At 71.8% G+C, this 25,889-nt stretch carries 26 protein-coding genes; 13 read left to right on the forward strand and 13 right to left on the reverse strand.

Features of this window, described 5'->3' with window-relative positions; genetic code table 11:
• Positions 1-214 precede the first annotated feature (214 nt).
• Together AB0O82_RS03535 and AB0O82_RS03540 are read left to right on the forward strand one after the other, a co-directional pair.
• Positions 215-1,507: a glycosyltransferase family 39 protein gene (locus AB0O82_RS03535; protein WP_363579937.1), complete on the forward strand. Its 1,293-nt coding sequence runs from the start codon at positions 215-217 to the stop codon at positions 1,505-1,507.
• Positions 1,508-1,570: 63 nt separating this feature from the next.
• Entirely contained in the window at positions 1,571-2,062 is a 492-nt protein-coding gene (locus tag AB0O82_RS03540) for a MarR family transcriptional regulator (protein WP_363579938.1), read from the forward strand.
• A 65-nt stretch (positions 2,063-2,127) separates the two neighbouring features.
• On the opposite strand, the gene AB0O82_RS03545 is transcribed toward AB0O82_RS03540, so the two are convergent.
• Entirely contained in the window at positions 2,128-2,616 is a 489-nt protein-coding gene (locus AB0O82_RS03545; protein WP_063348869.1) for a hypothetical protein, read from the reverse strand.
• Positions 2,617-3,049: 433 nt separating this feature from the next.
• Between AB0O82_RS03545 and hemL the strand changes: the two genes are divergently transcribed.
• The 7 genes from hemL to AB0O82_RS03580 all read left to right on the forward strand — a co-directional run bounded on the left by hemL (position 3,050) and on the right by AB0O82_RS03580 (position 10,106).
• Entirely contained in the window at positions 3,050-4,378 is a 1,329-nt protein-coding gene (hemL, locus tag AB0O82_RS03550) for a glutamate-1-semialdehyde 2,1-aminomutase (protein WP_363579939.1), read from the forward strand.
• Between the two features lie 88 nt (positions 4,379-4,466).
• Positions 4,467-5,114: a histidine phosphatase family protein gene (locus AB0O82_RS03555; RefSeq protein WP_079136296.1), complete on the forward strand. Its 648-nt coding sequence runs from the start codon at positions 4,467-4,469 to the stop codon at positions 5,112-5,114.
• Between the two features lie 162 nt (positions 5,115-5,276).
• A complete protein-coding gene (locus AB0O82_RS03560; protein ID WP_363579940.1) occupies positions 5,277-5,882 on the forward strand; it encodes a TlpA disulfide reductase family protein in 606 nt (201 codons plus the stop codon).
• The gene (locus AB0O82_RS03565) at positions 5,879-6,652 is read left to right on the forward strand and encodes a cytochrome c biogenesis protein CcdA (RefSeq protein ID WP_363579941.1); all 774 of its coding nucleotides are present in this window, start codon (positions 5,879-5,881) and stop codon (positions 6,650-6,652) included. Before AB0O82_RS03560 ends, AB0O82_RS03565 begins: the two co-directional genes overlap by 4 nt.
• Positions 6,653-6,654: 2 nt before the next feature.
• Positions 6,655-8,451: a cytochrome c biogenesis protein ResB gene (locus AB0O82_RS03570; RefSeq protein ID WP_363579942.1), complete on the forward strand. Its 1,797-nt coding sequence runs from the start codon at positions 6,655-6,657 to the stop codon at positions 8,449-8,451.
• A gap of 3 nt (positions 8,452-8,454) precedes the next feature.
• Complete coding sequence (gene ccsB / locus AB0O82_RS03575; RefSeq protein WP_063348874.1) at positions 8,455-9,579, forward strand: c-type cytochrome biogenesis protein CcsB; 1,125 nt, start codon at positions 8,455-8,457, stop codon at positions 9,577-9,579.
• Between the two features lie 140 nt (positions 9,580-9,719).
• On the forward strand, positions 9,720-10,106 hold the full coding sequence (locus tag AB0O82_RS03580; RefSeq protein ID WP_363579943.1) for a hypothetical protein: 387 nt from the start codon (positions 9,720-9,722) through the stop codon (positions 10,104-10,106).
• A 54-nt stretch (positions 10,107-10,160) separates the two neighbouring features.
• On the opposite strand, the gene AB0O82_RS03585 is transcribed toward AB0O82_RS03580, so the two are convergent.
• Complete coding sequence (locus tag AB0O82_RS03585) at positions 10,161-11,279, reverse strand: ScbA/BarX family gamma-butyrolactone biosynthesis protein (RefSeq protein WP_363579944.1); 1,119 nt, start codon at positions 11,277-11,279, stop codon at positions 10,161-10,163.
• Positions 11,280-11,629: 350 nt separating this feature from the next.
• On the opposite strand from AB0O82_RS03585, the gene AB0O82_RS03590 reads away from it, so the two are divergent.
• Positions 11,630-12,292 (forward strand): ScbR family autoregulator-binding transcription factor, encoded by a 663-nt coding sequence (locus AB0O82_RS03590; protein ID WP_363579945.1) that lies wholly within the window; start codon positions 11,630-11,632, stop codon positions 12,290-12,292.
• A 65-nt stretch (positions 12,293-12,357) separates the two neighbouring features.
• Here the strand turns inward: AB0O82_RS03590 and AB0O82_RS03595 are convergent, their stop codons facing one another.
• The 4 genes from AB0O82_RS03595 to AB0O82_RS03610 form a co-directional block, all read right to left on the reverse strand.
• Positions 12,358-12,975 (reverse strand): ScbR family autoregulator-binding transcription factor, encoded by a 618-nt coding sequence (locus AB0O82_RS03595; RefSeq protein ID WP_350878465.1) that lies wholly within the window; start codon positions 12,973-12,975, stop codon positions 12,358-12,360.
• Positions 12,976-13,201: 226 nt separating this feature from the next.
• On the reverse strand, positions 13,202-13,411 hold the full coding sequence (locus AB0O82_RS03600) for an acyl-CoA carboxylase subunit epsilon (RefSeq protein WP_063348879.1): 210 nt from the start codon (positions 13,409-13,411) through the stop codon (positions 13,202-13,204).
• Positions 13,412-13,494: 83 nt separating this feature from the next.
• Positions 13,495-15,096 (reverse strand): acyl-CoA carboxylase subunit beta, encoded by a 1,602-nt coding sequence (locus AB0O82_RS03605; protein WP_063348880.1) that lies wholly within the window; start codon positions 15,094-15,096, stop codon positions 13,495-13,497.
• Positions 15,097-15,547: 451 nt separating this feature from the next.
• Entirely contained in the window at positions 15,548-15,955 is a 408-nt protein-coding gene (locus tag AB0O82_RS03610; RefSeq protein WP_363579946.1) for a PLD nuclease N-terminal domain-containing protein, read from the reverse strand.
• Positions 15,956-16,045: 90 nt separating this feature from the next.
• Here AB0O82_RS03610 and AB0O82_RS03615 point away from each other — a divergent pair, with 90 nt between their 5' ends.
• Together AB0O82_RS03615 and mqnP are read left to right on the forward strand one after the other, a co-directional pair.
• Positions 16,046-17,503, forward strand: a complete 1,458-nt coding sequence (locus AB0O82_RS03615; RefSeq protein ID WP_363579947.1) for a menaquinone biosynthesis decarboxylase — start codon at positions 16,046-16,048, stop codon at positions 17,501-17,503.
• An 82-nt stretch (positions 17,504-17,585) separates the two neighbouring features.
• On the forward strand, positions 17,586-18,482 hold the full coding sequence (gene mqnP, locus AB0O82_RS03620; protein ID WP_363579948.1) for a menaquinone biosynthesis prenyltransferase MqnP: 897 nt from the start codon (positions 17,586-17,588) through the stop codon (positions 18,480-18,482).
• 48 nt (positions 18,483-18,530) lie between these two features.
• Here mqnP and AB0O82_RS03625 read toward each other — a convergent pair whose 3' ends face one another.
• The 6 genes from AB0O82_RS03625 to AB0O82_RS03650 form a co-directional block, all read right to left on the reverse strand.
• Positions 18,531-18,788, reverse strand: coding sequence for a hypothetical protein (locus AB0O82_RS03625; protein WP_363579949.1), 258 nt, complete (start codon positions 18,786-18,788; stop codon positions 18,531-18,533).
• Positions 18,785-19,135, reverse strand: coding sequence for a hypothetical protein (locus tag AB0O82_RS03630; protein WP_363579950.1), 351 nt, complete (start codon positions 19,133-19,135; stop codon positions 18,785-18,787). Before AB0O82_RS03630 ends, AB0O82_RS03625 begins: the two co-directional genes overlap by 4 nt.
• A 36-nt stretch (positions 19,136-19,171) precedes the next feature.
• Positions 19,172-19,963 (reverse strand): hypothetical protein, encoded by a 792-nt coding sequence (locus AB0O82_RS03635; RefSeq protein WP_363579951.1) that lies wholly within the window; start codon positions 19,961-19,963, stop codon positions 19,172-19,174.
• 207 nt (positions 19,964-20,170) lie between these two features.
• Positions 20,171-20,566, reverse strand: a complete 396-nt coding sequence (gene gcvH / locus AB0O82_RS03640) for a glycine cleavage system protein GcvH (protein WP_363579952.1) — start codon at positions 20,564-20,566, stop codon at positions 20,171-20,173.
• Between the two features lie 116 nt (positions 20,567-20,682).
• Complete coding sequence (locus AB0O82_RS03645) at positions 20,683-21,438, reverse strand: alpha/beta hydrolase (protein ID WP_363579953.1); 756 nt, start codon at positions 21,436-21,438, stop codon at positions 20,683-20,685.
• A 65-nt stretch (positions 21,439-21,503) separates the two neighbouring features.
• Positions 21,504-22,730: an FAD-dependent oxidoreductase gene (locus AB0O82_RS03650; protein WP_363579954.1), complete on the reverse strand. Its 1,227-nt coding sequence runs from the start codon at positions 22,728-22,730 to the stop codon at positions 21,504-21,506.
• A 102-nt stretch (positions 22,731-22,832) separates the two neighbouring features.
• Here AB0O82_RS03650 and AB0O82_RS03655 point away from each other — a divergent pair, with 102 nt between their 5' ends.
• The gene (locus AB0O82_RS03655; RefSeq protein WP_363579955.1) at positions 22,833-23,606 is read left to right on the forward strand and encodes a TetR/AcrR family transcriptional regulator; all 774 of its coding nucleotides are present in this window, start codon (positions 22,833-22,835) and stop codon (positions 23,604-23,606) included.
• Between the two features lie 106 nt (positions 23,607-23,712).
• Here the strand turns inward: AB0O82_RS03655 and AB0O82_RS03660 are convergent, their stop codons facing one another.
• Positions 23,713-25,749, reverse strand: a complete 2,037-nt coding sequence (locus AB0O82_RS03660; protein WP_363579956.1) for a hypothetical protein — start codon at positions 25,747-25,749, stop codon at positions 23,713-23,715.
• Positions 25,750-25,889: the final 140 nt, after the last annotated feature.

A 25,889-nucleotide genomic window follows, 5' to 3' on the forward strand; every position in this document is an offset into this window, starting at 1 on the left:
CACCTACCCCTCCCCCCGCCGACTCCCCCCCCGCGCCCCCCCCCCCGGCCGCGCGGCGGGCCGCCCCCCGCCCCCGGGCGCGGCGCCCCCCCCCCGGGGGTTTGGGGGGTGGGCGGGCGTTCGCGGGGCAGGTGGGGACGTGCCGTAGGCTCACCTGAAATCGCTGCGCCGTAGCCGCGCGGACCACCAGCGTGGCGGGGAGTACCCAGAGCAGATGAGCACGGCATCGAGCACCGAGTCGTCCAGCACCGAGCCCGGCGCGCCCGCGGCGCCGGAGGCGGAGCGGCCCGCGGAGCGCTCCGAGGAGCGGGCGGGCCGGCGGCCCGGGCGGTTCGGCGCCCTGGTGGAGCGCTTCGCGCCCGCGCTCGGGGCGTACGCGGTGGTCAAGGCCATCGGCCTCACGGTCTTCATGCTGCTGCTGTCGCACACCGGGGACTACCTCAAGAAGAACCCGGGCCGCGGCGGCGGCGCCCAGCCGTGGGACGTGCTGGGCACCTGGGACGGCGTCTGGTACCAGCGGATCGCCGAGAACGGCTACGACCCGCAGCTGCTCCCGATGCACGGCTGGCCGCTGGCCTCCTACTACGAGAACTCGGCCGCCTTCTTCCCGCTCTACCCGTGGCTGATGCGGCTGGTCGGCGCGGTCACCGGGCTCGGCCCGTACGGCTCCGGGATCGCCGTCTCGGTGATCGCCTCGCTCGTCGCGGCGGCGGGGATCTTCGCGATCGCGGAGCGGCTCGGCGGTTTCCGGGCGGGCGTGATCGCCGCGGTGATCTGGGGCCTGTTCCCGGGTTCGGGGGTGGAGTGGGCGGTCTACTCGGACTCGCTGTTCGTCGCGCTGTCCGCCTGGGCCTGCTACTGCGTGATGACCCGCCACTGGCTGACGGCCGGCGTGCTGGCGCTGGTGGCGGGCCTCAACCGGCCGACCGCCGCCGCGCTGATCGCCGCGGTGTCGATCGCCGCGCTGGTGGCGCTGATCCGGCGCACCGACGGGGTGGCCCGGCCGCTGACCGCGATGCTGATCACCCCGTGGGGCCTGATCGGGTACGTCGTCTGGGTCGGCTACCGGATGGGCGACTGGGGCGGCTACTTCAAGCTCCAGCGGGGCGCCTGGAACCGTTACTTCGACGGCGGCGCCTCCACGGTCCGCACCGTCATGGACGTGATCACCGGGCACTGGAACTTCTGGCAGTCCAACCCCATCCCGGACCTGATCGCGATCGCCCTGCTGATCGCCCTGCCCGGACTGCTGGTGCTGCTGTGGCGCACCCGGCCGCCGCTGGTGCTGGTGGTCTACACGGTGCTCACCATCGCCACCGCGCTGAGCAGCAACCAGATCTTCGGCAACATCTCGCGCTACCTGCTGCCGGCCTTCCCGCTGTTCATCGGCCTGGCGGTGGCACTGCGCCGGGTACGGACGTCCTCGCTGGTCGGCCTGCTCGCGATGCCGGTGGTGGCGGCGGGCTGGTACGCGGGGTATGCGCTGTTCGAGTTGGGCATCCCGTAGACCCGGGGTTGGTTGCCAACGGGATCATCCGGCAGCGGACGGGCCGTTGCTAATCTCGGACGTATGACGACGACCCCGCCCGTGCGCCAGATCCGTGACATCTCCGGCCTGCTGGACCACGCGAGCCACGTGCTGGCGACCCGGATGGCGGCCGCCTTCACCGAACTCGGGATCACCCCCCGCGCGTACTCCGTGCTGTTCCACGCGCAGGAGACCGAGCGCACCCAGATCCAGCTGGCCGAGCTGTCGGACCTGGACAAGACCACCATGGTGGTCACCGTGGACGAGCTGGAGAAGGCGGGCCTGGCCGAGCGCCGCCCGTCCGCGACCGACCGCCGGGCCAGGATCATCTCCGTCACCGAGGCGGGCGAGCGCGCCGTCGAGCGGGGCACCGCGATCGCCGACCGGGTGCACCGGGAGGTGCTGGAGTCGCTGCCCGGCCCGGAGCGGGACGTGTTCGTGTCGGCGCTGACGCGCCTGGTGGACGGGCCGCTGGCGGAACCGGTGGAGAGCGAACGGGCGGTACGGCGGGCGCGCCGCGCCCGGACGAGCTGACGCGAGGTCATATCCCTTCGTCCCGGCCGCCGTTCGGCGGGCGGGACGAAGGATTCCGGGAAGTCCTACGGCCAGACCAGGCAGTACAGCTGGTGCCCGGCCTCGTGCAGGCGGTTGGCGAAGTCCTGCCACTCGTGCAGCATGCTGTAGATCACGAAGGCGTCGCGCGGTCCGCGCCGGTCGGGGACGGTGGACCAGATGAAGGCGGCGGCGCCGAGTTCGGTCTCGTCGGCCTTGCGGAGCGGTTCGACGACGTTCTGCGGGAGTTGGACGACGGCGTAGTCGGGGTGCAGCACGACGAGTTCCAGCGGCGGGACCTGGTGCAGCGGGACGCCCTGGATGCCGGTGAGGACCATGGCGCTCATGGTCTCCGGCTTGATCTTGGTGGAGAGGTGGCCGTTGGGGGAGCCGCTGGTCTCCATCAGGTCGCCGAGCCGCCCGAGCGAGCCGAGTTCGCCGGCGTCCAGGCCGAGCCCGCCCGGTCCGAGGGCGGTGGGGACTCTGGCGGCGGTGGCGCGGTCCGGTGCGCCGAAGTACTTGTACGTCACCCCCACGCGTCCCTCACCCCGCCTCTCGCCGCCGCGGCGGCCACGACCCGTGCCCGCTCCCTTACCCCCGCGTGCGGTTTCGGCGGGCCTGCGGGAGCCCCCCGCAGCCTCGTCGTAGCCGTCCTGCGCCTCGGACACTCGGACCATCCTCACCGGAATTCGCCGGAATCGACAGACCCCCGCACGTCCGGCGTCCCTCCGGACGTGCTCCTTACCCGTCATGCGCCGCCGTACCCACTCGCGGTACGCGGCAGTCCTCTCCACACCCCTGCACACAACCGGAACACTTGCGCACTCTGAGTGCACAGTCTGACTGGTCCGTGCTCCGGAGCAGTCAGCGGCCCCGTCTGTACGGACCACCGTACAGACAACGGTGCCCGGATCATCGTTCCAGATGATCGGGTCCGACATGCAGAGCTCAAGGACACGATTTGAGACCATGTCTCCCGTGAGCTACCCCTACGAAGCCCCCCAGTCCCAGTCGCTGTTCGACCGCGCCTCCGTCGTGACGCCCGGCGGCGTCAACTCCCCGGTGCGCGCCTTCCGCGCGGTCGGCGGCACGCCGCGCTTCATGGTGTCCGGCACCGGCCCCTACCTCACCGACGCCGACGGCCGCGAGTACGTCGACCTGGTGTGCTCGTGGGGCCCGATGATCCTCGGCCACGCGCACCCCGCGGTGATCGACGCCGTCCAGCAGGCGGTCACCCGCGGCACCTCCTTCGGCACGCCCGGCCAGGGCGAGGTCGAGCTGGCCGAGGAGATCGTCGGCCGGGTCGCCCCGGTCGAGCAGGTCCGCCTGGTCTCCTCCGGCACCGAGGCCACCATGTCCGCGATCCGGCTGGCCCGCGGCTTCACCGGGCGCGCGAAGGTGGTGAAGTTCGCCGGCTGCTACCACGGCCACGTGGACGCCCTGCTGGCCGCCGCCGGTTCGGGCGTGGCCACCTTCGGCCTGCCGGACACCCCGGGCGTCACCGGCGCCCAGGCCGGCGACACCATCGTGCTGCCCTACAACGACCTGGCCGCCGTCGAGCAGGCCTTCGCCGCCCACCCGGGCGAGATCGCCTGCGTGATCACCGAGGCCTCGCCCGGCAACATGGGCGTCGTCCCGCCGCTGCCCGGCTTCAACGCGGGCCTGGCCCGGCTCTGCCGGACGAACGGCGCGCTGTTCGTCTCGGACGAGGTGATGACCGGCTTCCGCGTCTCCAAGGCCGGCTGGTACGGCCTGGAGGCGGCGAACGAGGGCTGGGCGCCGGACCTGCTGACCTTCGGCAAGGTCATGGGCGGCGGCTTCCCGGCCGCGGCCTTCGGCGGGCGCGCCGACGTGATGGCCCACCTGGCCCCGGCCGGCCCGGTCTACCAGGCGGGCACCCTGTCCGGTAACCCGATCGCCACCGCGGCCGGCCTGGCCCAACTGCGCGGCTGCACCGACGAGGTGTACGCGACCGTGGACAAGGTCGCTGCCGAGATCTCCGGCCTGGTGTCGGAGGCGCTCACCAAGGAGGGCGTGACGCACCGGCTGCAGACCGCCGGGAACATGTTCTCGGTGTTCTTCACCGAGGCCGCCGTCACCAACTACGACGAGGCCAAGACCCAGGAGGCGTACCGTTTCACCGCCTTCTTCCACGCGATGCTCGCCGAGGGTGTCTACCTGCCGCCGTCCGCCTTCGAGTCCTGGTTCGTCTCGGCGGCCCACGACGAGCGGGCGATCGAGCGGATCGCCGCCGCCCTTCCGGCCGCCGCCCGCGCGGCCGCCGCGGCCACGGTCTAGGCCGGACAGGACCCAGGCCCCGATCCATCCCTGCGAGCCCCAGGAGTACTGAGAAGTGAGCGCCAAAGAGATCACCGTCGTCCATCTGATGCGGCACGGTGAGGTGCACAACCCGGAGGGCATCCTGTACGGGCGCCTGCCGGGCTACCGGCTGTCCGAGCTGGGCCGGGAGATGGCCGAGCGGGTCGCCGAGGACCTGGCCGGCCGGGACATCACCCACGTGGTGGCGTCCCCGCTGGAGCGGGCCCAGGAGACCGCCGGGCCGATCGCCAAGGCGCACGGCCTGGACGTCGCGGCGGACGAGCGGCTGATCGAGGCGGACAACATCTTCGAGGGCAAGACCTTCGGCGTCGGCGACGGCTCGCTGCGGAACCCGGGCTACTGGAAGTACCTCACCAACCCGTTCAAGCCCTCCTGGGGCGAGCCCTACCTCGACCAGGTGGTGCGGATGATGGGCGCGCTCGGCGCCGCCCGGGACGCCGCGCGCGGGCACGAGGCGGTCTGCGTCAGCCACCAGCTGCCGATCTGGATCGTCCGCTCCTTCGTCGAGCGCCGCCGGCTCTGGCACGACCCGCGCCGCCGGCAGTGCTCGCTGGCCTCGCTGACCAGCTTCACCTTCGAGGGCGACAAGATCGTCTCGGTCGGCTACCGCGAGCCGGCCCGCGACCTGCTGCCCGCGCACCTGATCGGCAAGGGCGGCAAGGACAAGCCGGTGGGCAAGAGCTTCGGCGCGTGAGCCCGCGGGGCCGTTGGTAAACCCCGCGTAAGTATGGGATCGGGCCGCCCGGCGAGAGCCGGGCGGCCCGACTCCGTCACAGGTCAGAGGGGGTGCGACGCGCTAGGGAGGACCCCGGCGAACCTGCCCGGAACTCCATGCGAAACTTTTCACATGTCTGCCATGGCGCGCCCCCGTCCCCGTGTCGCCGCAGCTGCCGCCACTGTCGCCGCCGCTGCGCTCGTCCTCACCGGCTGTTCGTCCTCGGGCTCGTCGGGCAGCGGCGAAGGCCAGGTCGGCTTCGTCACCGTCAAGGGGACCAACCTGTCGAAGGTGGACACCGGCAGGCGCGGGAGCGCACCGGACATCTCCGGGGAGACCCTGGACGGCGGCCAGACCAAGCTCTCGGACTACCACGGCAAGGTCGTGGTGCTGAACGTCTGGGGCTCCTGGTGCGGGCCGTGCCGGGCCGAGGCGAAGAGCCTCCAGGCCGTCTCGGAGAAGTACAAGGACCAGGGCGTCCAGTTCCTCGGCGTCAACACCCGGGACAGCGACAAGACCAACGCCGTCCGCTTCGAGCAGGAGCAGGGCGTCACCTACCCGAGCATCTTCGACCCGGCGGGCACCCAGCTGCTCAAGTTCCCCAAGGGCAGCCTCAGCCTGCAGTCGCTCCCGACCACCCTGATCGTCGACCGCGACGGCAAGCTGGCCGCCCGCGCCGTCGGCGGCACGACCCAGGACGCGCTGGAGTCGATCCTCCAGCCGGTGGTCGCGGAGCCGAAGCAGTGAGCCTGCCGCTACAGCTCGCCGACAACACCGGGACCCTCCAGAGCGGGGCACTGCTGGTGGCCGCGCCGATCGCGCTGGCGGCCGGGCTGGTGTCGTTCTTCTCGCCCTGCGTGCTGCCGCTCGTCCCCGGCTACCTGTCGTACGTGACCGGCTTCTCCGCCGCCGACCTCGCGGACGCCCGCGGTGCGCGGCGCGGCCGGATGCTGCTCGGGGCGACGCTGTTCATCCTCGGCTTCACCGCGGTGTTCGTCTCGGGCGGGGCGCTGTTCGGCCAGTTCGGCGACACCCTCCAGGCGCACAAGCGGGTCATCTCGATCGTGCTCGGCGCGCTGACCATCGTGATGGGCCTCGCCTTCATGGGCCTCGTCCCCGGCCTGAGCATGCGCGAGGTGCGCTCCCACCGCCGCCCGGCGGTCGGCCTGCTGGGCGCCCCGCTGCTCGGCATGGTGTTCGGCGTCGGCTGGACGCCCTGCATCGGCCCGACCCTGGCGACCGTCCAGAACCTGGCCCTGAACCAGGCCGACGCGGAGCGCGGCGCCCTGCTGATGACCTTCTACTGCCTGGGACTGGGCGTACCGTTCATCGTGGCCGCGCTGGCCTTCCGCCGGGCCCTGGGTGCCTTCGGCTGGGTCAAGCGGCACTACCCGCTCGTCATGCGGATCGGCGGCGGCATGCTCGTCGCAGTCGGTCTGCTGCTCGTCACCGGCATCTGGGACTCGACGATGAGCGAACTGCAGTCCTGGACCGCCGACTTCTCGATCGGAATCTGACCGTGAGCAAGACCACGACCGAGGCCGAGCTGCCCCCGGCGCCGGACGACGCGGCCGCCGAGCGGCTCAGCAGCGCGCCGGTCGAGTCCGAGGGCCCCACCGGCATAGGGGTCCTGGGCTGGGCGCGCTGGATGTGGCGCCAGCTGACCTCGATGCGGGTCGCGCTGATCCTGCTCTTCCTGCTGTCGCTGGCCGCCATCCCGGGCTCGCTGATCCCGCAGTACCAGAACGGCCAGGGCCTGCTCAAGGTCGAGGCGTGGAAGACGCACCACACCACGGTCGCGCCGATCTACGAGAAGCTCCAACTGTTCGACGTCTACAGCTCGGTCTGGTTCTCCGCGATCTACATCCTGCTGTTCGTCTCGCTGGCCGGCTGCATCGTCCCGCGCACCTGGCAGTTCGTCGGCGTGCTGCGGGCCCAGCCGCCGGCCGCGCCGCGCAACCTGACCCGGATGCCGGTCTACGCGGTCTGGCGCACCGAGGCGGACGCCGACGCGGTGAACGCCGCCGCCCACCGGCTGCTGCGCAAGCGCCGGTTCCGCGCCAACCTGGCCGGCGGCTCGGTGGCCGCCGAGAAGGGCTACCTGCGCGAGGTCGGCAACCTGCTCTTCCACATGTCGCTGTTCGCGCTGCTCGGCGGCTTCGCCTGGGCCAGCCTGGCGTCCGGCACCGGCGGCAAGCTGATGGTCGAGGGCGAGGGCTACTCCAACACCATCACCCAGCTCGACGACTTCAACGGCACGCGGTTCTACGGCACCGAGGACCTCGACCCCTTCTACCTGAAGCTGAACGGCTTCACCGCCAAGTTCCAGGACAAGGGCGACCAGATCGGCGCCGCCCGGCAGTTCACCGCGAACGTCGAGTACACGGCGGGCGAGGACACCTCGAAGCTCAAGCAGGGCACGATCGAGGTCAACCACCCGCTGGAGATCGGCGGCAGCAAGGTCTTCCTGATCGGCCACGGCTACGCCCCGGTCATCACCGTCAAGAACGGCAAGGGCGACGTCGTCTACCGGGGTGCCGTGCCGTTCCTGCCGCAGGACAGCAACCTGACCTCGACCGGTGTCGTGAAGGTCTCCGACTACGGCGCTGGCCCGGACGGCAACCCGACCCAGATGGGCTTCTCCGGCTTCTTCCTGCCGACCGCGCCGCTGAGCTTCGAGGGCACCGGCCCGGTCTCGCTCTACCCCGGCGACGCCGCCCCCGAGCTGGTGCTGAACGCCTTCGCGGGCGACCTGGGCACCGACTCCGGCCTGCCGCAGAACATCTACCAGCTCAACGACCGGAAGCTGACCCAGCTGACCCAGGACGGCCAGCCCGCCAAGGCCCGGCTCAAGCCCGGCCAGGCCTGGGACCTGCCGGACGGCTACGGCAGCGTCACCTTCGAGGGCTACAAGCAGTGGGCCAGCTTCAACGTCTCGCACCGCCCGGGCAACACGATCGCCCTGACCGGTGCGGTGCTGGCGATCCTCGGCCTGATCGGCTCGCTGTTCGTGCAGCGCCGCCGGATCTGGGTGCGCGCGGTCGCCCTGCCGGGCGGCGGCACCCAGGTGGAGCTGGCCGGTCTGGCCCGCAGTGAGTCGGCGAAGATCGCCGAGGAGCTGGCCGAACTCGCGGTGGACCTCCAGGACGACGCCCCGGCGTCGGAGGACGAGGACGACGCCGCACCCGAAGGCCCCGCGCCCGAGGATCCCGAAGCCGAGGACCCCGCAGCCGAGGCCCCCGGACCCGAGGCCGCCGCGGCTTCGGACGCACCCGCAGAACCCGCAGTCCCTGCCGACCAGAACTCCAAGGAGTAGACGGTGCATCTCGCCTCGGGGGTCGACCCACAGCTGGCCGACCTCTCCAACAAGCTGATCTATTCGGCGATGGTGGTCTACACGCTCGCCATGTTCGCCCACATGATCGAGTGGACTTTCGGCAGCAAGGGCGCCGTCGCCGTCCGCTCGACGGAGCAGTCGGGCAGCCTGTCCGAGACCGTCGCCGGCACCAAGGGCGCGAAGAAGGTCACCGTTACCGTGGCGGGGGCCGGCGGCGGCACCACCACGCTCACCCGCACCGCCCTGGCGGGCGAGGGCGCGACGGTGGTCACCAGCGGGCGCGGCGCGGACGAGGAGGACGGTCCGGGCGCGGCCGGCAACAGCACCCGGGCCGACCTGGCCGGCCGGATCGCGGTCTCGCTCACCGTGCTGGGTGCCCTGCTGCACGCCGGCGGCATCGTCACCCGCGGCCTCTCGGTCTCCCGCTGGCCGTGGGGCAACATGTACGAGTTCTCCTGCGCCTTCGCCTTCGCCATGACGGCGGCGTACCTGGTGCTGCTGGCCTCGAAGAAGAACGTCCGCTGGCTCGGCCTGCCGGTCGTGCTCGCGGGGCTGCTGACCCTCGGCATCGCCACCACGGTGCTCTACACCGACTCCGAGCAGCTCGTCCCGGCGCTGCACTCGCCGTGGCTGGCGATCCACGTCTCGACCGCGATCTTCTGCGGCGGCGCCTTCTACGCGGCGTTCATCGCCACGCTGCTGTACCTCGGCAAGGACTCCTTCGACAAGCGGATCGCGGCCGGCCTGACCACCGGCCCGCTGGGCACCCCGGCGTCGGTCTGGCGCCGGCTGCCCGCCGCGTCCACCTTCGACAAGCTGTCCTACCGGATCAACGCCCTGGTCTTCCCGCTCTGGACCTTCACCATCATCGCGGGCGCGATCTGGGCCGAGGCGGCCTGGGGCAAGTACTGGGAGTGGGACCCGAAGGAGACCTGGTCGTTCATCACCTGGGTCGCCTACGCCTGCTACCTGCACGCCCGCGCGACGGCCGGCTGGAAGGGCCGCAAGGCGGCCTACCTGGCGCTGGCGGCCTTCGCCTGCTGGCTCTTCAACTACTACGGCGTGAACATCTTCGTCACCGGCAAGCACTCCTACGCGGGGATCTGACCGGGGCACACAGTCACCCACCGGCCCGGCTCTCCGCAGAAGGTAGCCGGGCCGAGGTGCGACAGGGGTAGTTCGTGCCGGCCGCCGGCCGGCACGGGGAGGAACGAGGAGGAAATCGCGCAATGGAGTGCGACGAGGTCATGCTGACCGTCCGAATCACCGCCGCCGAGCGCACGTTGCTCCGCCGGCTCGCCCAGGGACACCGCAGCGACGTGTCCGAGGTGGTGGCCGACGGCCTGCTGGACATCATCCCCACGCTCAGCTCGCCGGTGGACGCCTACCGCCTGCTGGGCGCCCTGGCGGCGCCGGCGCCGTGCGCGTTGACGGTCTGGCTGCCGACCCCGCTGGCCGACCTGCTGGTGCCCGGCGCGGCACGGATCGCGCAGGTCACCGAGGTCCGGATCGAGTCGGCCAGCGCGATGCTGGGCGCGGCGCTGCGGCTCTGGCTGGCCCAGGACCCGGTCCGGCTGGCCACCAACCTCAGCGTGATGCACGCCGGTCGGCCGTCGGCGCTGGTCGCCGCCTAGCGGGCGGTCGAGGGAGCCCAGGGGGTGCTCAGGGGGCGCTCGGGGGAGGCCGGTTCAACTGGCCAGTGGCAGCCGGGGGCTGCCGATGCCCTGGCCGGCGGGGCGGTCGTCGAAGGCCTCCCGCCGGGCGGGCACCGTCGGCGGCTCGCCCGGTCTGTCGCCCGGTCTGTCACCCCGCCTGTCGGCCGGCCTGTCCGCCGATCCGTCGGCGGGCCCGTCGATCGGTTCGGTGAGCAGCCGGCAGTCGGCCGCCGTCCGCCCGTCCTGGACCAGCAGCACCCGGACGGGCAGCCGGCGGCCGTCCGGCGCCTGCTCGTGGACCGCCTGGACGAGGCAGGGCCGGTCCAGCTCGATGTAGTGGTCGAAGGACGTCACCAGCTCGACCGGCACCACCGGTTCGGGGTGGCGCAGCCGCTGGGCGGCCTGCCGGGCGGCCTCCAGCACCAGCATCCCGGGCACGTGGTCCAGCTCGTGGTCGAACAGCACCGGGTGCCCGGCGTCGGTGCGCAGCAGCCAGGTGTCGGGCCGCAGGGTGGGGCTGAGCACGACGTCCGTGGGCTGTGCGCGGCCGACCAGTTCGGGCGCGGTGGGCGCGGGCGGCCGGGGCAGGGTGGCGGCCCGCCGCTCGGGGCCGCGCAGCCGGGCGTAGGAGGCGGGGGAGACGACCCGCAACTGGCCGGAGCCGTGGCCGATCGGGTGGCCGTCCCGGGATATGTCGATGTGCACCCGCAGCGAGACCAGCCGCCCGTGCCGCATCCGGACGTCCTCGCAGCCGACCGCGAGCATCAGCGAGGCCGGTCCGGTGGTGACGGCCAGGCCGCGCAGGCCGTCCGGGCCGAGCGCGTAGGAGAGGTCCTCCATGACGAAGTGGTGGCCGCGCGGCACCCCGAAGCCGGCGTGGCCGATCAGCAGTCCGGCCTGCCGGATGGTCTCGGCCATCAGCACCGGGTCGTGGAAGCGGTCCCCGGGCAGGCGGTAGAAGGCGTGCAGCCGGGGCCACTGGGCGCCGAGCAGGAAGTCGTACGGACCGGTGGCCTGCCAGCCGGTGAGGAACACCTCGGACACCGAGGTGCGGTGCACCAGGTGGCGGGAGACGGTCCGCTCGTGGAAGTCGTAGCCGGGACCGGGGTGGGCGTACGGACCGTGGGCGTCCGGCTCTACGATCAATGGCATGACGGGCCCTACTCCAGGGTGGCGGTCGAGCGGCCGGTACGGCCGCCTGAAAGAAAACATACAGACCACCCGGTTTCTCTTCTGCGTCTGGGGTGGCCCCTGCCGCGCAGCCCGACGCGACCACGCTACCCGGCCTCTGGACTGGGGTAATGGCCGCCCAGGGGGTGGCAGGCCCGGGGCGGGGGTGCTCCCCACTGGACGGCGGGGTCGGCGAAGGAGCTAGATTAGATACCAACCATGCGGTTTCGGTCGGCGCCGTCCGCATGCGAGGCGTCGCCCCCAACGGCGGCGCGCTGACAGCAGCGGGGCGGGCGGGGGGAAACGCGTCCGGCCGAGTCCGGAGGGGCCCAGTGGTCAAGCAGGAACGCGCGGGGCGGACCAGGCGTGCCGTGCTGCTCGCCGCGGCGGACACGTTCGCCGGCGTGGGCTTCGAGGCCGCCAGCCTGGTCGACATCAGCCGCCGGGCCGGGGTGAGCAAGGGGGCCCTCTACTTCCACTTCGTCTCCAAGCAGGCCCTCGCCGACGGCGTGCGTGCCGCCGCCGGGCGCGAGATCGGCTCGGCCGCGCTGCGCGCCCTGCGCTCCGGCGGACCGGCCCTCCAGGGCCTGATCGACTTCTCGCACGAACTCGCCCGGCTGCTGCGCGAGGACGTGATGGTCCGGGCCGGCGTCCGGCTCGGCCGCCAGGGCCCACCCCGGGCCGACACCCCGGACGGCCCGCCCGGCGCGGACGCCGCCTGGCGCAGCCTCACCGCCGTCGTCCACCGGCTGCTGGACCGCGCCGCCGAGGCCGGCGAGCTGCGCCCCGGGCTGGACCGCCGGGCCGCCGCCGAACTGCTGACGACGATGGCGGCCGGCCAGGTGCTGCTCGCCGCCGAGGAGGCCGACCGGCCCGGGCCGGAGGCCGTCGGCCGGCTCTGGGCGGCCGCGCTGCCGGCCCTGGTGGCGGTGGAGCACTGCGCCGACTACCGGCTCCGAGCGGCCCTGGGCGGACAGCTCCGGCAAGCGCCCTGAGAAACGCCCGGGAGGCGTCGCGGGAGGTGCCCCGGAAGCGCCCGGCGTGATCCGGAGGAGAGCCCCTAGGAGGGCACGCGCTCGGCGACGCTCAGCCGGGCGAGCGCGTGCGGCTGGACCAGGCCGGGCAGCACCAGCGTCCACAGGTCGGACATCCGCTGGATCAGGTCCCGCCGGTCGGTCAGCACCTGGGAGCTCAGCTGGATCCCGGTGACGGCCCCGGTGATCACCCCGGCGGCGGCCGCCAGATCGATCCCCGGGTGGAGGTCCCCGGCGTCCCGGGCGCGTTCCAGCAGCCCGCGGGCCACGTCGGACCAGCCCTGGTAGGCGGCGATCTGCGGCTGGGTGAAGCTGCCGTGCTCGATCGTCAGCCGGATGCTGCCGCGCACCAGCGGGTCGTCCTGGAGGGCGTGGGCGAAGGCGTACCCGAGGTCGATCAGGGTCTGCACCGGGCTGTCCGAGGACGGCTGCCAGGTGCCCAGCCAGGCGCCCTGCCCCTCGATGACGGCGAGCGCCAGCTCCTCCTTGGAGCGGAAGTGGAAGTACAGCGCACCCTTGGTGACACCGGCCCGGTCCAGGATCTCGGACATCGTGGCGGCGGCGTAGCCCCGCTCGTCGAACACCTCGGCCGCCGCGAGGAGTACCGTCTGGCGGGTCGCCAGCGCGCGGGCCTGCCTGGCCATCGCAGCCTCCCTGGATAGTTCTGGTCCATCGGCAGCGGCCGATCCTATGGGGGCCGACGGGGCGGCGGGCCGCATACCGTCCAGTAGGTATTCTACCGAGCCGCGCCGGGGCGGAGCGGACACCCGGTGGTCGGACCGGCCGGGCCCGGTGGTCCGGGCCGCCGGGAAGGCCGGAAGGCCGGCCACCCGGGTGGGGTGACCGGCCGTCGCGGGAGGTTCCGGGCCGTCAGGCGGCCTGCTGCCAGCTGACCGGCGAGTAGTAGGCCGGGCGGCGCTCCAGGCGCTGCCAGTTGGCGATCGGCTCGACCTGCGCGGTCGCGGCGGCCTGCTGCGCGACGGCCGCCCGGGCCATCAGCACGGCGGTGAGGGCGGCCAGCTCCTCGTCGGAGAGCGAGCCGCGGACGATACGGACGAGGGGTTCGGCGGAAGCAGTCATGGTCTGGTTTTCTCCCCCGGTGGCTTGTGGTGTGTGGTGGTCGCTCGGAACTGCGTGCTGCGGGCCGCGCGTGGGCGCGGGCGTTACATCGGCGGGTTGCCGTGCTTGCGGCTGGGCAGGTCGGCGTGCTTGGTGCGGAGCATGGCCAGGGCGGAGGCGATCACCTGGCGGGTCTCGGCGGGGTCGATGACGTCGTCGACGAGGCCGCGTTCGGCCGCGTAGTACGGGTGCATCAGTTCGTTCTTGTATTCCTTGATCTTCTGGGCGCGCATGGCGTCGGGGTCTTCGGCGGCGTTGATGTCGCGGCGGAAGATGACGTTGGCGGCGCCTTCGGCGCCCATGACGGCGATCTCGTTGGTGGGCCAGGCGTAGGAGAGGTCGGCGCCGATGGAGCGGGAGTCCATGACGATGTAGGCGCCGCCGTAGGCCTTGCGCAGGATGAGCTGGATGCGGGGCACGGTGGCGTTGCAGTAGGCGTAGAGGAGTTTGGCGCCGTGGCGGATGATGCCGTCGTGCTCCTGGTCGACGCCGGGCAGGAAGCCGGGGACGTCGAGCATGGTGACGAGGGGGATGTTGAAGGCGTCGCACATCTGGACGAAGCGGGCGGCCTTCTCGCTGGCGTTGATGTCGAGGACGCCGGCGAGGGACTGGGGCTGGTTGGCGATGATGCCGGTGACGTGGCCGTCGATGCGGGCCAGGACGCACAGGACGTTGGTGGCCCAGCGTTCGTGGACTTCGAGGTATTCGCCGTGGTCGACGATCTCCTCGATGACCTTGCGCATGTCGTAGGGGCGGTTGCCGTCGGCGGGGACGAGGTCGAGGAGGGTGTCGTTGCGGCGCTCGACGGGGTCGTCGTTGACGGCGGGGGGCGGCATCTCGCGGTTGTTCTGGGGGAGCAGGGAGAGGAGGTAGCGGACTTCCTCGATGCAGGACTGCTCGTCGTCGTAGACGAAGTGGGAGACGCCGGAGACGCCGGCGTGGACGTCGGCGCCGCCGAGGCCGTTCTGGGTGATCTTCTCGCCGGTGACGGCCTGGACGACGTCGGGTCCGGTGATGAACATCTGGGAGGTCTCGCGGACCATGAAGACGAAGTCGGTCAGCGCGGGGGAGTAGGCGGCGCCGCCGGCGCAGGGGCCGAGCATGACGGAGATCTGCGGGATGACGCCGGAGGCCTTGGTGTTGCGCTGGAAGATGCCGCCGTAGCCGGCGAGGGCGGTGACGCCCTCCTGGATGCGGGCGCCGGCGCCGTCGTTGAGGGAGACCAGGGGGGCTCCGGCCGCGATGGCCATGTCCATGATCTTGTGGATCTTCTGCGCGTGGGCCTCGCCCAGCGCGCCGCCGAAGATCCGGAAGTCGTGCGCGTAGGTGAAGACGGTCCGCCCGTGCACGGTGCCCCAGCCGACGATCACACCGTCGGTGTGCGGCTTCTTCGCCTCCAGGCCGAAGCCCTGGGCGCGGTGCCGGCGCAGCGGCTCGACCTCGCGGAAGGAGCCCTCGTCCAGCAGCAGGTCGATGCGCTCGCGGGCGGTCAGCTTGCCCTTCGCGTGCTGGGCCTCGGTGGCCTTCTCGCTGGGGCCGCGCCGCACCTTCTCGCGCAGTTCGTGCAGCTCGGCGACCCGCCCGCGGGCGTCGGCCGCGACCTCGGGGACCTCGCCGTCGACTGGCGCCTCATGCACAACCGTCATCTCGAACCACTCCAAGGGTGAGGGAACTGTCCGACAGCCAACGTCTGCTGTGCCCCCGGCTGCGAATCACTTTCTTCACTTATGACTGTACGAGGGGCCGTGCGTTGGTTTCGGCGTCGATTCCGTACAAGGTCAGGTCCGTTTAGATGTCAGGCCTGCACAGAAGGGGTGGTGTCGAAGCCGGAGCGCTGGGTGTCTGTTCGAATACCGGGGGCTGTCGGTCAGGTGATGGCCCGATGATCTGAACATGAAGAAAAGTGCAGGTCAGGGCTGTTGTTCAGTAATGTAGGGCGGCCCTCTTGCGCCTTGCTCAAGCCCCGCTCAAGTCCGGTCGGGCGCCGGTTCGGATCCGTGCTAGACGGCGCCGAGTCGTAGGGAAGCGCCAAAAACACCACAGCCCACCCGATGCCGTCCGGGTGGGCTGTCCGGGGGATGCCCCCAGTGGCTCCGATCAGCTCTTTCGGCCGTCCTCGGGCTCGTCCTCGCCCCGCAGCTCCTGCTCGCGGCGGCGCAAATCGGCCTCCCACTGCTTCAGCATGTCCTCGTGATCCTTGTCGCTCTTCTTCAACGAGGCGAGGAATTCGGGGTCGTCGTCCGGTGCGAGCGGGCGGCCGTCGCGCCGGACCGGCTGCCCCGGACGGCCGTCGGCGTCGTCGGGCGCCCCGGTCCGCAGGAGGCCGCGCTGCTTGCCGGCCACCAGCCAGGCGATCGGGCCCACCGGCGGGAACAGCAGCACGATGAGCACCCACACCGGCTTGGGCAGGTGCTTCACCTGGTCCTCGGGGGTGGTCAGGCAGTCGATGAACGCCCACACCCAGAGCGCGAGCGGAAGGATGATGGTCAGAAGAATTCTCAGCACGGCGGCGATCTCCCTGCGGGGCGGTCGGGGCGGGTGCCTTCCCGGGGCCCTTGACGGAGCCAGGCTATCCGGTGGCGGATACTGACAGGCATGGCATACGACGATCTCCGCTCGTTCCTGCGGGCACTCGACCGTGAGGGCGACCTCAAGCGCATCAAGGCAGAGGTGGACCCGCACCTGGAGATCGGCGAGATCGTCGACCGGGTCCAGAAGGCCAAGGGCCCCGCGCTGCTCTTCGAGAACGTCAAGGGCTCGTCGATGCCGCTCGCGATGAACGTCTTCGGCACCGAGCGGCGCCTCGCCAAGGCGCTCGGCCTCAAGGGCCCGGACGACATCTCGGAGAAGATCGCCGGCCTGCTCAAGCCCGAGCTGCCGCAGGGCTTCACCGGCTTCCGGGACGCCTTCGGCAAGCTCGCCTCGATGGCGCACGTGCCGCCCCGGCACGTGAAGTCCGGTGACGCGCCGGTCCAGGAGGTCGTGCTCACCGGCGACGACGTCAACCTGGACGAGCTGCCCGCCCTGTTCACCTGGCCGATGGACGGCGGCTCCTTCTTCAACCTGGGCCTCACCCACACCAAGGACCCGGACAGCGGCATCCGCAACCTCGGGCTCTACCGGCTCCAGCGGCACGACCGCCGCACCATCGGCATGCACTGGCAGATCCACAAGGACAGCCGCAACCACTACGCGGTGGCCGCGAAGCGCGGCGAGCGGCTGCCGGTCGCGATCGCCTTCGGCTGCCCGCCCGCCGTGACCTACGCGGCCACCGCGCCGCTGCCCGGCGACATCGACGAGTACCTGTTCGCCGGCTTCGTCGCCGGGGAGCGGGTGAAGATGGTCGACTGCAAGACCGTCCCGCTCCAGGTCCCGGCCGACGCCGAGGTGGTGCTGGAGGGCTGGCTGGAGCCCGGCGAGATGCTCCCCGAGGGCCCGTTCGGCGACCACACCGGCTTCTACACCCCGCAGGAGCCGTTCCCGGCGCTGAAGATCGACTGCGTGACGATGCGCCGCCGTCCGATCCTCCAGTCCATCGTGGTCGGCCGCCCGCCGACCGAGGACGGCCCGTTGGGCAAGTTCACCGAGCGGTTCTTCCTGCCGCTGCTGAAGATCATCATCCCGGACATCGTCGACTACGACCTGCCCGAGGCCGGCGGCTTCCACAACTGTGTGATCGTCTCGATCGACAAGAAGTACCCCAAGCACGCCCAGAAGACGATGCACGCCATCTGGGGCGCCCACATGATGTCGCTGACCAAGCTGATCATCGTGGTGGACTCCGACTGCGACGTGCACGACTACCAGGAGGTCGCCTGGCGGGCCTTCGGCAACGTCGACTACAGCCGCGACCTCACCGTCGTCGAGGGCCCGGTCGACCACCTCGACCACGCCTCCTACCAGCAGTTCTGGGGCGGCAAGGCCGGCATCGACGCGACCCGCAAGCTCCCCGAGGAGGGGTACACCCGGGACGGCGGGTGGCCCGAGATGGTCTCCTCGGACCCGGCCACCGCCGAACGAGTGACCCGTCGCTGGAAGGAATACGGACTGTGAGGAGATACGGCACTATGGGGTCGGACCAGACGCAGGGGGCTGCCGCTCCCCGCACCGGCGGGGGTCTCCCGGAGTACGGACTGTGAGCACCGCTGCGGTCGAGACGCCCGGGCGCACGAAGGCCTTCCTGCGCCTGGTGATGATCGAGCACTCGGTCTTCGCCCTGCCCTTCGCCTACACCGCCGCACTGACGGCCATGTTCCTCGCCGACAAGCGGGTGCACTGGGGCGAGCTGTTCATCGTCACCGTCTGCATGGTCGGCCTGCGCACCTTCGCCATGGCCGCCAACCGGATCATCGACCGCGAGATCGACGCCCGGAACCCGCGCACGGCCTCGCGCGAACTCGTCACGGGTGCGGTGTCGCTGAAGACGGCGTACGCCGGCTCGGCCGTGGCACTGATCGTCTTCCTCGGCGCGGCGGCGATGCTCAACCCGCTCTGCCTGGCGCTCGCGCCGGTCGCCGTCGTGCCGATGGTGGTCTACCCGTACGGCAAGCGCTTCACCGACTTCCCGCAGGCCATCCTGGGCCTCGCCCAGGCCATGGGCCCGGTCGGCGCCTGGCTCGCGGTGACCGGCACCTGGTCGTGGGACGCCCTCGTACTGGGTGTCGCGGTCGGCGTGTGGATCGGCGGCTTCGACCTCATCTACGCCTGCCAGGACGTCGAGTCCGACCGGCACGGCAAGGTGCGGTCGGTACCGGCCCGCTTCGGCATCCCGGCGGCCATCCGGGGCGCGCGGGTGTGCCACCTCGTGACGACGCTCCTGCTGGGGTGGTTCGCGCTCCGGACCCACGCCGGCGCGGCGTTCTGGGTCGGCCTGGTCGTCGTCGCGGGGGCGTTCGTCTACGAGCACACCATCGTCAAGCCGAACGACCTGTCGAAGCTGAACCGGGCCTTCTTCCAGACCAACGGCTTCGTGGGCATCTCGCTGTTCGCCTTCGCCCTGCTGGACCTGATCATCCGTGGGCTCGGAGTCTGAGCCCCGCGGAGTCACTTGCGTGGACCCTGTCGCCTCGGGAGACCTGGATCAGGTGAGCGGCGGGGTCAACTGGCAGACGACGACGAGTTCGAGTCGGGGGACGATGTAGTAAGTGATCAGTCCTCCGGCGACGTCGAGGCACTGCATGGGCTCGCCACTGCCCTCGTACGTGATGCCATCCAGGTAGAGCGCTTCGGCTGCCCGAACCAGTTCGGCGGCCTTCTGCTCGACTGCCGAGAGGAAACTGGCCGGTGCCCCGCCGGTGACGTGCTCCTCGCTGGGCAGGTACTCCCAGCTCCAGCTCACCCGTTCACCGCCGAGAAGGCGGACCGGTACAGCACGGCGACCTCCGTGGCGTGTCGGCGGCACTCCTCAACGGTTGCGGCGTGGTTGGCCAGGTAGTTCTCCCGGTGGTAGGTCTGCGCCGTGGCCGGGACCCGCTCGATCTCCACTACGGTGGCCCAGTGGGCAACGAACGCGCGGATCGGGTTGACGCTGCCTGCCTCGATGGCCGCCGCCATGGCTCTGGTCTGCCCCTCCACCATCTCCGGAAGCCGGTCGGCAGCCACCACGGCGAGCGCGGCCTTGATCGCCGCGGGGGTCTTCTCAGGCCGAGGGATGAGTTCGGTTCCATTCGACACCGGCTGGCTCACAGGGCGCTCCTCTCGTCTCGTCCGAGCCTAGCCGGGTCAGCGGAACAGCGCGGCGTGATCCGTGGCCCAGGTGCGGAAGTTGCGGGGCGGGTGGCCGGTGAGGTCCTGGACCGTCGTGGTGGCCGGGTTCGGGGTGGTGATGCGGGCGTGGATGAAGTCCAGTGCGCTGTCGACGACCGCTCCGGGCCGGCCGGTGGCGGACATGCGGCGGCGGGCCGCCTCGCGGGGGATCTCCTGCCACTTCACCGGGCGGCCGGCGGCCTCGCCGATGATGTCCACCTGTTCCGCCTGGGTGGGGCACTCCGGGCCGGTGAGCAGATAGCGCGCGCCGTCGTGGCCGTCCTCGGTGAGGGCGCGGACGGCGACCGCCGCGATGTCCCGCTCGTCCACCGGGTTCAGTCCGGCCGCGCCGCCGTAGCCCTGCACGGCGCCCCCGGAGCGGATCTCCTCCGCCCACTGGAGCGCGGCGGTGAACCCGTGCGCCCGCAGCACCGTGTGCCGGACCCCGCTCCCGGCGAGCAGCGCCTCCACTTCGCCCTCGGCCCGGACGGCCGTCGAGGAGAGGAGCACGACCCGCCCGACCTCCCGGGCCAGCACCCCCACCGCGTCCGCCGCCTCGTCCGCCGTGGGGAACGGCCACCCCAGCAGCACCGCTCCCGCCCCCTGGACCGCCGCCTCCAGCGATGCCGGGTCGAGCAGGGCCCGCTGAGTCAGCGTCCGCACCCGCACCCCGGCGGCGGCGAGCTGCAGCCCGACGTGTCGCTCGACCGCTCCGGGGGCGCCGACCGCCAGCACAGGCGACGTGCCATCAACTCGCTTCTCTGTCATGTCTCGAACGTAGGCGAGAAGTATGAGACGCCCCATGCGTGCGGGTCTCCGGTTCATGCGCCATCGTCTACCAGGCGCGCGCCAACTCGCATGCGCCCCCGAGTGCTTCGCGCACCGACCTCGCCCTGGCCTCCGCCGACTGACCGGGTGCCGGCTGCGCACAGGAAGTCGGCGAGTCCGACTTCCTGTGCGCTCGGCCCGGGGCGGCTACTCCGAACGGTCGGAGATGAAGGCCTCGTACTGGGCGGCCGTGAGCAGCTGCTTCAGCTCGTCAGGCCTGGTGGCGGTGAGCTCGACGATCCAGCCGTCGCCGTACGGGTCCGTGTTGATCAGATCGGGCTCGTCGCTCAGGCTCTCGTTCACCGCGGTGACCGTTCCGGTGAGCGGCATGAAGAGCTCGCTCACCGACTTGACCGACTCCACCGTGCCGAACGCTTCGTCGGATTCGAGCTGCTTTCCCCCGGTGGGGATGTCGACGAAGACGATGTCACCGAGCTGCTTCTGCGCGAAATCGGTGATGCCCACCTGGGCCTTGTCCTTGCCGGTGGTCCGCACCCACTCGTGGTCCTTGGTGTACTTGAGGTCTTTCGGGACGTTGGCCATGGAGATCTCCGCGAGATCGAGGTGACTGCACTGACGGATCGTCAGTCATGCGGAGGAGCCTGCTACAGGTCCCCGCCCCTCACCGCGAAGCGCACCCGGTCGGGTGAAGGCGGGTGTCAGTTGTGCAGGAAGGACTCCAGTGAGGTGGCCAGCGCCACCGGCGTCTCGTACATCGGGTAGTGGCCGCTGCCGCCGAGCTCCTCCAGTTCGGCGTTGGGGTAGTGGGCGAGCCAGGTGCCGCGCATCACGTCGGCGGTCAGGGCGAGGTCGTGTGCGCCCACGATCACCTTGACGGGGACGGGGTTTCCGCTGATGCGGCGTTCCAGGTCGGCCGTCGCCCAGTCCCGCACGTACCCGCCGAAGGCCTCGGGCGTGGAGAGTCGGAGCGACTGGTCGACCATGCGGTCCAGCCAGACCCGGCCCGCCCGCTGCCCGGTGACCAGGTCGAGGATCGCGTACCGCTTCTCGCGGTCCTCGGCGGCGCCATAGAACAGCGCCTCGCCGTCCGCGTCCAGCGGGTAGGCCCCGGCGGGGACGGGTGCCAGGCCGACGAGCTTGCGCACCCGCAGCGGCGCCTCGGCCAGCACCTGCTGCGCGGCCTTGCCGCCCATCGAGTGGCCGATCAGCGAGAAGCGGTCCCAGCCGAGTTGGTCGGCCAGGGCGAGCGTGTCGGCGGCGATCTCGGCGAGCGTGTAGGAGCCGGTGACGTCCTTGCGTTCCCCGTAGCCCCGGTAGTCGAGGAACGCGTAGCTGAAGGCCCTGCCGTCGAGGTAGTCGAGGAAGGGCCCCCAGCCCGCGCTGGTGCCGAACCAGTCGTGCAGGACCAGGACGTGGTGGTCGCCGGTGCCGGTCGAGCGGTGAGGGATGGTCATGCCCTCGGTCCTTCCCCGGAAGCCTCCCGCCCGAACGGCCGGTCTCCGGCCCGTACGGCGGCCGGCTACGCCGTGGGCCGTCGGGCGAAGGCCGGGGCGTGTTCGGGGCGGGGGCCGAAGGCGATCAGGCGGGAGATGCCCAGCCGGACCGCCGGGACGTGGCGGACGAGCGCGGCGAATCCCATCGGCGGGCCGGACCGCCGGCCGGTGAGCGCCGGGACGAACATCACGCCGTGCAGAATCCGTTGCAGCCGCTGGATGACCACGGTCGGCATCTGGCGCCGCCGTTGCACCCGGGCGAGTGCGGCGGTGGTCGGGCGGCCGCGCAGCAGCGGTTCGGCGAGCAGGGTGGCGGCCGCGACGGCGTCCTGGATGGCGAGGTTGATGCCCACCCCGCCGGCCGGGGACATCGCGTGGGCGGCGTCGCCGATCAGCAGCAGGCCGTCGGTGTACCAGCGGTCCAGCCGGTTGAGCCGGGCGTCGAGCATGTGGACGTCGTCCATGCCCGCCAACTGGTCGACGCGGTCGGCGTACTGGGGCAGCAGCCGGGCGATCCGCTCGCGGAAGCGTTCCACGCCCTCGGCGCGCAGCTGCGGGTCGGAGCCCTTGGGCTTGAAGTAGGCGATCTGGAAGTAGCCGTCGCGGGCGATGCTGAGGGCCAGTTCGCCGTTGCCGAAGCCGGCGACGAGGCTGGGCGGCGCGGCCTGTTCCTCCGCGTGCCGGGGCAGGCGGAACCACCAGACGTCGAAGGGCACCGGGTACTCCTCGGCCACCAGACCGGCCGCCTTGCGCAGGGTCGAGTGTCGGCCGTCGGTGCCGACGGTGAGGTCGGCGCGGAGCTCGCCCTGCTCGCCGTCCCGGGTGCGGTAGCGCACGCCGGCCACCCGGCCGTTCTCCTGGATCAGCCCGGTGGCCTCGGTGTTCATCCGCAGGGTGAAGGTGGGTTCCTGCCGGGCTTCCTCGACCAGGAAGTTGAGCAGGTCCCACTGCGGCATCATCGCGATGTAGTTGTACGGCGCGGGCAGCCGGTCGTAGGCGCTCAGCGGGACTTGGCCGACGCCGGGCACCGGCACCACCAGGTTGCCGAGCCGGCTCTGCGGCAGCGCGGCGAACTTCCGGCCGAGGCCGAGTTCGTCCATCAGTCGCACGGTGGAGGCGTGGACGGTGTCGCCGCGGAAGTCCCGCAGGAAGTCCCCGTGCTTCTCCAGCACGGTCACCTCGACACCCGCCCGGGCCAGCAGCAGGCCCAACATCATTCCGGCCGGTCCGCCCCCGGAGATCACGACGCTCATGGCTCTCTCCCTTGCTGTGCTCGGTTGATCACCTTCCGTGTGGAACTTGCATTTACAGAGTCTCTGGAACTGTCTCAGGTGTCAAGTAGTATGCTGCTTCACATGAAGGATCTGGTGGCGGCCGCCCTCGCGGCGGCGAAGGACCGGGGCCAGGACGTCGCGGACGTTCCGCTGACGGCGATCGCCGCGACGGCCGGAATCTCCCGCAGCACCCTGCTGCGCAGGCTCGGCGGCTGCCGGGCACCGCTGGACGAGGCGGTCCGGCAGGCGGGCGTCGACCCGGGCGGACGGCCGCCGGTACGGGAGCGCGCGATCGCGGCGGCGGCCGGGCTGGTGGCCGAACGCGGCCTGGGCGGGGTCACCCTGGACGCCGTGGCGGACCGCGCCGAGTGCTCGCTGCCCAGCCTGCACACCGTCTTCGAGGGCCGGGACGGCCTGCTCACCGCCGTCTTCCTCCAGTACGGCCCGCTGCCGGACCTGGAAGCGCTCGCCGCGAACCCGCCGGAGTGCCTGGAGGACACCGTCCGGGCGCTCCACCGCGCCTTCGCCGCGGCCTTCGACCGCCGGCCCCGGGTCATGCCGGCGGTCTTCGCCGACCTGTTCGCCCGACCGGACGGCCCCGCCTCCCGGATGATGGCGGCCCACCTGCCGCGGCTGTTCGACGGCCTCGGCCGGCTGCTGCTGCCGTACATCGAGGCAGGACGGCTGCGTCCGCTGCCGCTCCCGGTGCTGGTCCAACTGCTGTTCGGCCCGCTGGTCAACCACATCCTGCTGCGGCCGGTCCTCGAACCGGCCCTCGGCGCCGGACTGCCCTCGCTGGAGGAGTCCATCGACCTCTTCGCCGAGACCTACCTGCGGGCGGTCGCCCTGCCGTAGCGGCGCCGGGAGACTGCCTGATCCGTTCCCAGGACGTCTCTCCCGGAAAGCGCCGAGCCCCGGCTCGTCGGGCGAAGCCGGGGAGCCGGGGCTCGGACGGGGGCGGTCAGGCGCTGCGGCGGCGGCGCGCGACGAAGAGCGCGCCGATGCCGCTGACGAGCAGGGCGGCGGCGCCCGCCGCGGTCCTGATGACGCCGTCCGACCCGGTGTGGGCGAGCTGGCCGCCCGCCAGCTGGGCGGCGGTGCCGGTGGTGCCCGTGGTGCCGGCGGTGTCGGTCTCGTCGGCGGTGCCGGTGGTGTAGGTGGTCCGGATGACGGGGCCGGTGTCGACGCCGGAGGTGTCGGCGGTCGCGGCGGTGAGCTGGATCGCGCTGCCCTGCGGGCCCGCGTCGGCGGCGTGGGCGGTGCCCTCGTTGATGAGGGCGGACGGGTTGACGGCGGTCTGGCCGACCTTGGCCTCGGCGGTGTAGGCGAGGCGGACGTGCTTGGTGATGGTCGCGCCTGCCGCGAGGCCGTCGTCGCTGAGGAGGTAGCGGGCGGGGCCGCCGGACTGGGGGCCCGGGGTGCCGGGCACGGTCTCCCAGGCGCCGTCGGCCTTCTGCATCTCCAGGACGCTGTGCGGGTCGACCCACAGGATGGTGGCGAGCTTGCCGAACCGGGAGGCGCTGGGGTTGTCGACGGTGACGTCGAACTCGACCGGGGCGCCGCCGACGACGGCGGTGGTCGGCGCGTTCCTGAGCTGGACGGCCAGCGACTTCACCGCGACGTCCTTGGTGGCCTCGGCGAGCACGGTGTCCTCGGCCGCCGGGTCGACGACGGCGGAGTAGAGCTTGGTCGGCTGGTTGTAGCCGCCCGCGTCGTTGTTGCCCACGGCGGCGAGCCGCAGCTGGACGGTCCTGGTGGCGCCGGCGGGGACGGTCAGGCCGGTGACCTTGCCGCTGAAGTTGAAGGTCTTGTCGCTCTGCTTGAAGGTCAGCTCGACCGGCTTCCAGGTGCCGTCGGCGTCGCGGTACTCGATGGCGAACGCGTCGCGCACCCGGGCGTGCACGTTGCTCACGTTGAGCTTCAGGGTGAACGGGGCCTCGGCGGTGCCCGGGTTGGTGACGGTCTCGGAGAACTCGACGGGCTCGCCGCCGAACCCGATCGAGGACGGCTCCTGGACGGTCAGCGCCGGCTTGGTGGCGACCAGAGCGGCGGTGACGTCGATCGCGACGAACTGGGGGCCGACGATCGCCTGCATGGCCCCGCTGCCCTGGTCGACCATCGCCCACGGGTGGATGTAGGCCGTGCCGAGCGGGGCGTCGGCGGTGAACGCGAAGCGGACGTGCCGGGTGTCGCTGCTACCGGCGGCGATGGTCCTGTCGTCGGTGAGGTGGTACGTGACCCGGTCGGAGCCCGGCTGGCTGCTGGGGGTGCCGGTGATGTTCTCCCAGGTGCCGTCGGCCTTCCGCACCTGGAGCGTGCTGTGCTTGTCCGCCTCCACGACCTTGTCGACGGTGGTGTAGCGCGAGGCGCTGGGGTTGGTCACGGTGACGTCGAACTCGACCGGGGCGCCGCCGGCGACGGCGGTGGTCGGCGCGTCCTTGACCTGCACGGTGAGGGCCTTGGCCGCGACCTGGTCGGTGCTCTCGGCGAGGACGGTGGTGCCGGTCGCATCGAGGACGGCGGAGCTGAGCGTGACGGTCGAGTCCTGGTTGGACCAGTAGGCGGCGAGCTCGGTGGTGAGGCGCAGCTGGACGGTCCTGGTGGCGCCGGCGGCGACGGTCAGGCCGGGGACGGTGTCGGCGACGGGCTTCCAGGTGCCGTCCGCGTCGCGGTAGTCGACCTTGATGGCGTGCGTCGCGATGGGGCCCGCGCCGCTCGTGCCGATCCTCAGGGTGAACGAGGCCTCGGTGGTGCCGGGGTTCGTGATGGTCTCGGTGAACTCGACCGGCTGTCCGCCGCGGCCGACCGTCGCCGGCGCGTTGACCTTCAACGACGGCTTGTCGGCCGTGGCCGGCGCGGCGGGGGCGGTCGCGGCGGCCGGTGCCTGGGAGGCGTACGCGGCGGGGGAGGACAGCACCGCGCCGGTGGCCAGCAGCACGCCGAGGGTGGCGGCGGTGAGGACGGTGGAGCGGGAACGACGGGCGCGGACAGCAGGCAAGGAAATACCCCCCGGGGTGTTCTGCCGTCGGTATTTCAGCCGCCGGCCGGTACATGTGGTGGAAGTCGGACCCGAAGTTCGAGGGCGTCGCCCCCAGCGCCTCTCGCGGTCCGGGTTCGGCGGGCTTCCCCGCCTCTCAC

Source organism: Kitasatospora sp. NPDC088264 (genome assembly GCF_040685715.1).
Taxonomy (GTDB): Bacteria; Actinomycetota; Actinomycetes; order Streptomycetales; family Streptomycetaceae; genus Kitasatospora.

Bases quoted from the DNA above. Each gene is read 5' to 3' on its own strand.
- AB0O82_RS03635 (WP_363579951.1), bottom strand. From the start codon at position 19,963: ATGACAGAGAAGCGAGTTGATGGCACGTCGCCTGTGCTGGCGGTCGGC.
- AB0O82_RS03605 (WP_063348880.1), bottom strand. From the start codon at position 15,096: ATGACGGTTGTGCATGAGGCGCCAGTCGACGGCGAGGTCCCCGAGGTC.
- AB0O82_RS03555 (WP_079136296.1), top strand. From the start codon at position 4,467: ATGCGGCACGGTGAGGTGCACAACCCGGAGGGCATCCTGTACGGGCGC.
- AB0O82_RS03600 (WP_063348879.1), bottom strand. From the start codon at position 13,411: ATGACTGCTTCCGCCGAACCCCTCGTCCGTATCGTCCGCGGCTCGCTC.
- AB0O82_RS03535 (WP_363579937.1), top strand. From the start codon at position 215: ATGAGCACGGCATCGAGCACCGAGTCGTCCAGCACCGAGCCCGGCGCG.
- AB0O82_RS03540 (WP_363579938.1), top strand. From the start codon at position 1,571: ATGACGACGACCCCGCCCGTGCGCCAGATCCGTGACATCTCCGGCCTG.
- AB0O82_RS03645 (WP_363579953.1), bottom strand. From the start codon at position 21,438: ATGACCATCCCTCACCGCTCGACCGGCACCGGCGACCACCACGTCCTG.
- gcvH (WP_363579952.1), bottom strand. From the start codon at position 20,566: ATGGCCAACGTCCCGAAAGACCTCAAGTACACCAAGGACCACGAGTGG.
- AB0O82_RS03585 (WP_363579944.1), bottom strand. From the start codon at position 11,279: ATGCCATTGATCGTAGAGCCGGACGCCCACGGTCCGTACGCCCACCCC.
- AB0O82_RS03580 (WP_363579943.1), top strand. From the start codon at position 9,720: ATGCTGACCGTCCGAATCACCGCCGCCGAGCGCACGTTGCTCCGCCGG.
- AB0O82_RS03615 (WP_363579947.1), top strand. From the start codon at position 16,046: ATGGCATACGACGATCTCCGCTCGTTCCTGCGGGCACTCGACCGTGAG.
- AB0O82_RS03650 (WP_363579954.1), bottom strand. From the start codon at position 22,730: ATGAGCGTCGTGATCTCCGGGGGCGGACCGGCCGGAATGATGTTGGGC.
- AB0O82_RS03560 (WP_363579940.1), top strand. From the start codon at position 5,277: ATGGCGCGCCCCCGTCCCCGTGTCGCCGCAGCTGCCGCCACTGTCGCC.
- hemL (WP_363579939.1), top strand. From the start codon at position 3,050: ATGTCTCCCGTGAGCTACCCCTACGAAGCCCCCCAGTCCCAGTCGCTG.
- AB0O82_RS03655 (WP_363579955.1), top strand. From the start codon at position 22,833: ATGAAGGATCTGGTGGCGGCCGCCCTCGCGGCGGCGAAGGACCGGGGC.
- AB0O82_RS03595 (WP_350878465.1), bottom strand. From the start codon at position 12,975: ATGGCCAGGCAGGCCCGCGCGCTGGCGACCCGCCAGACGGTACTCCTC.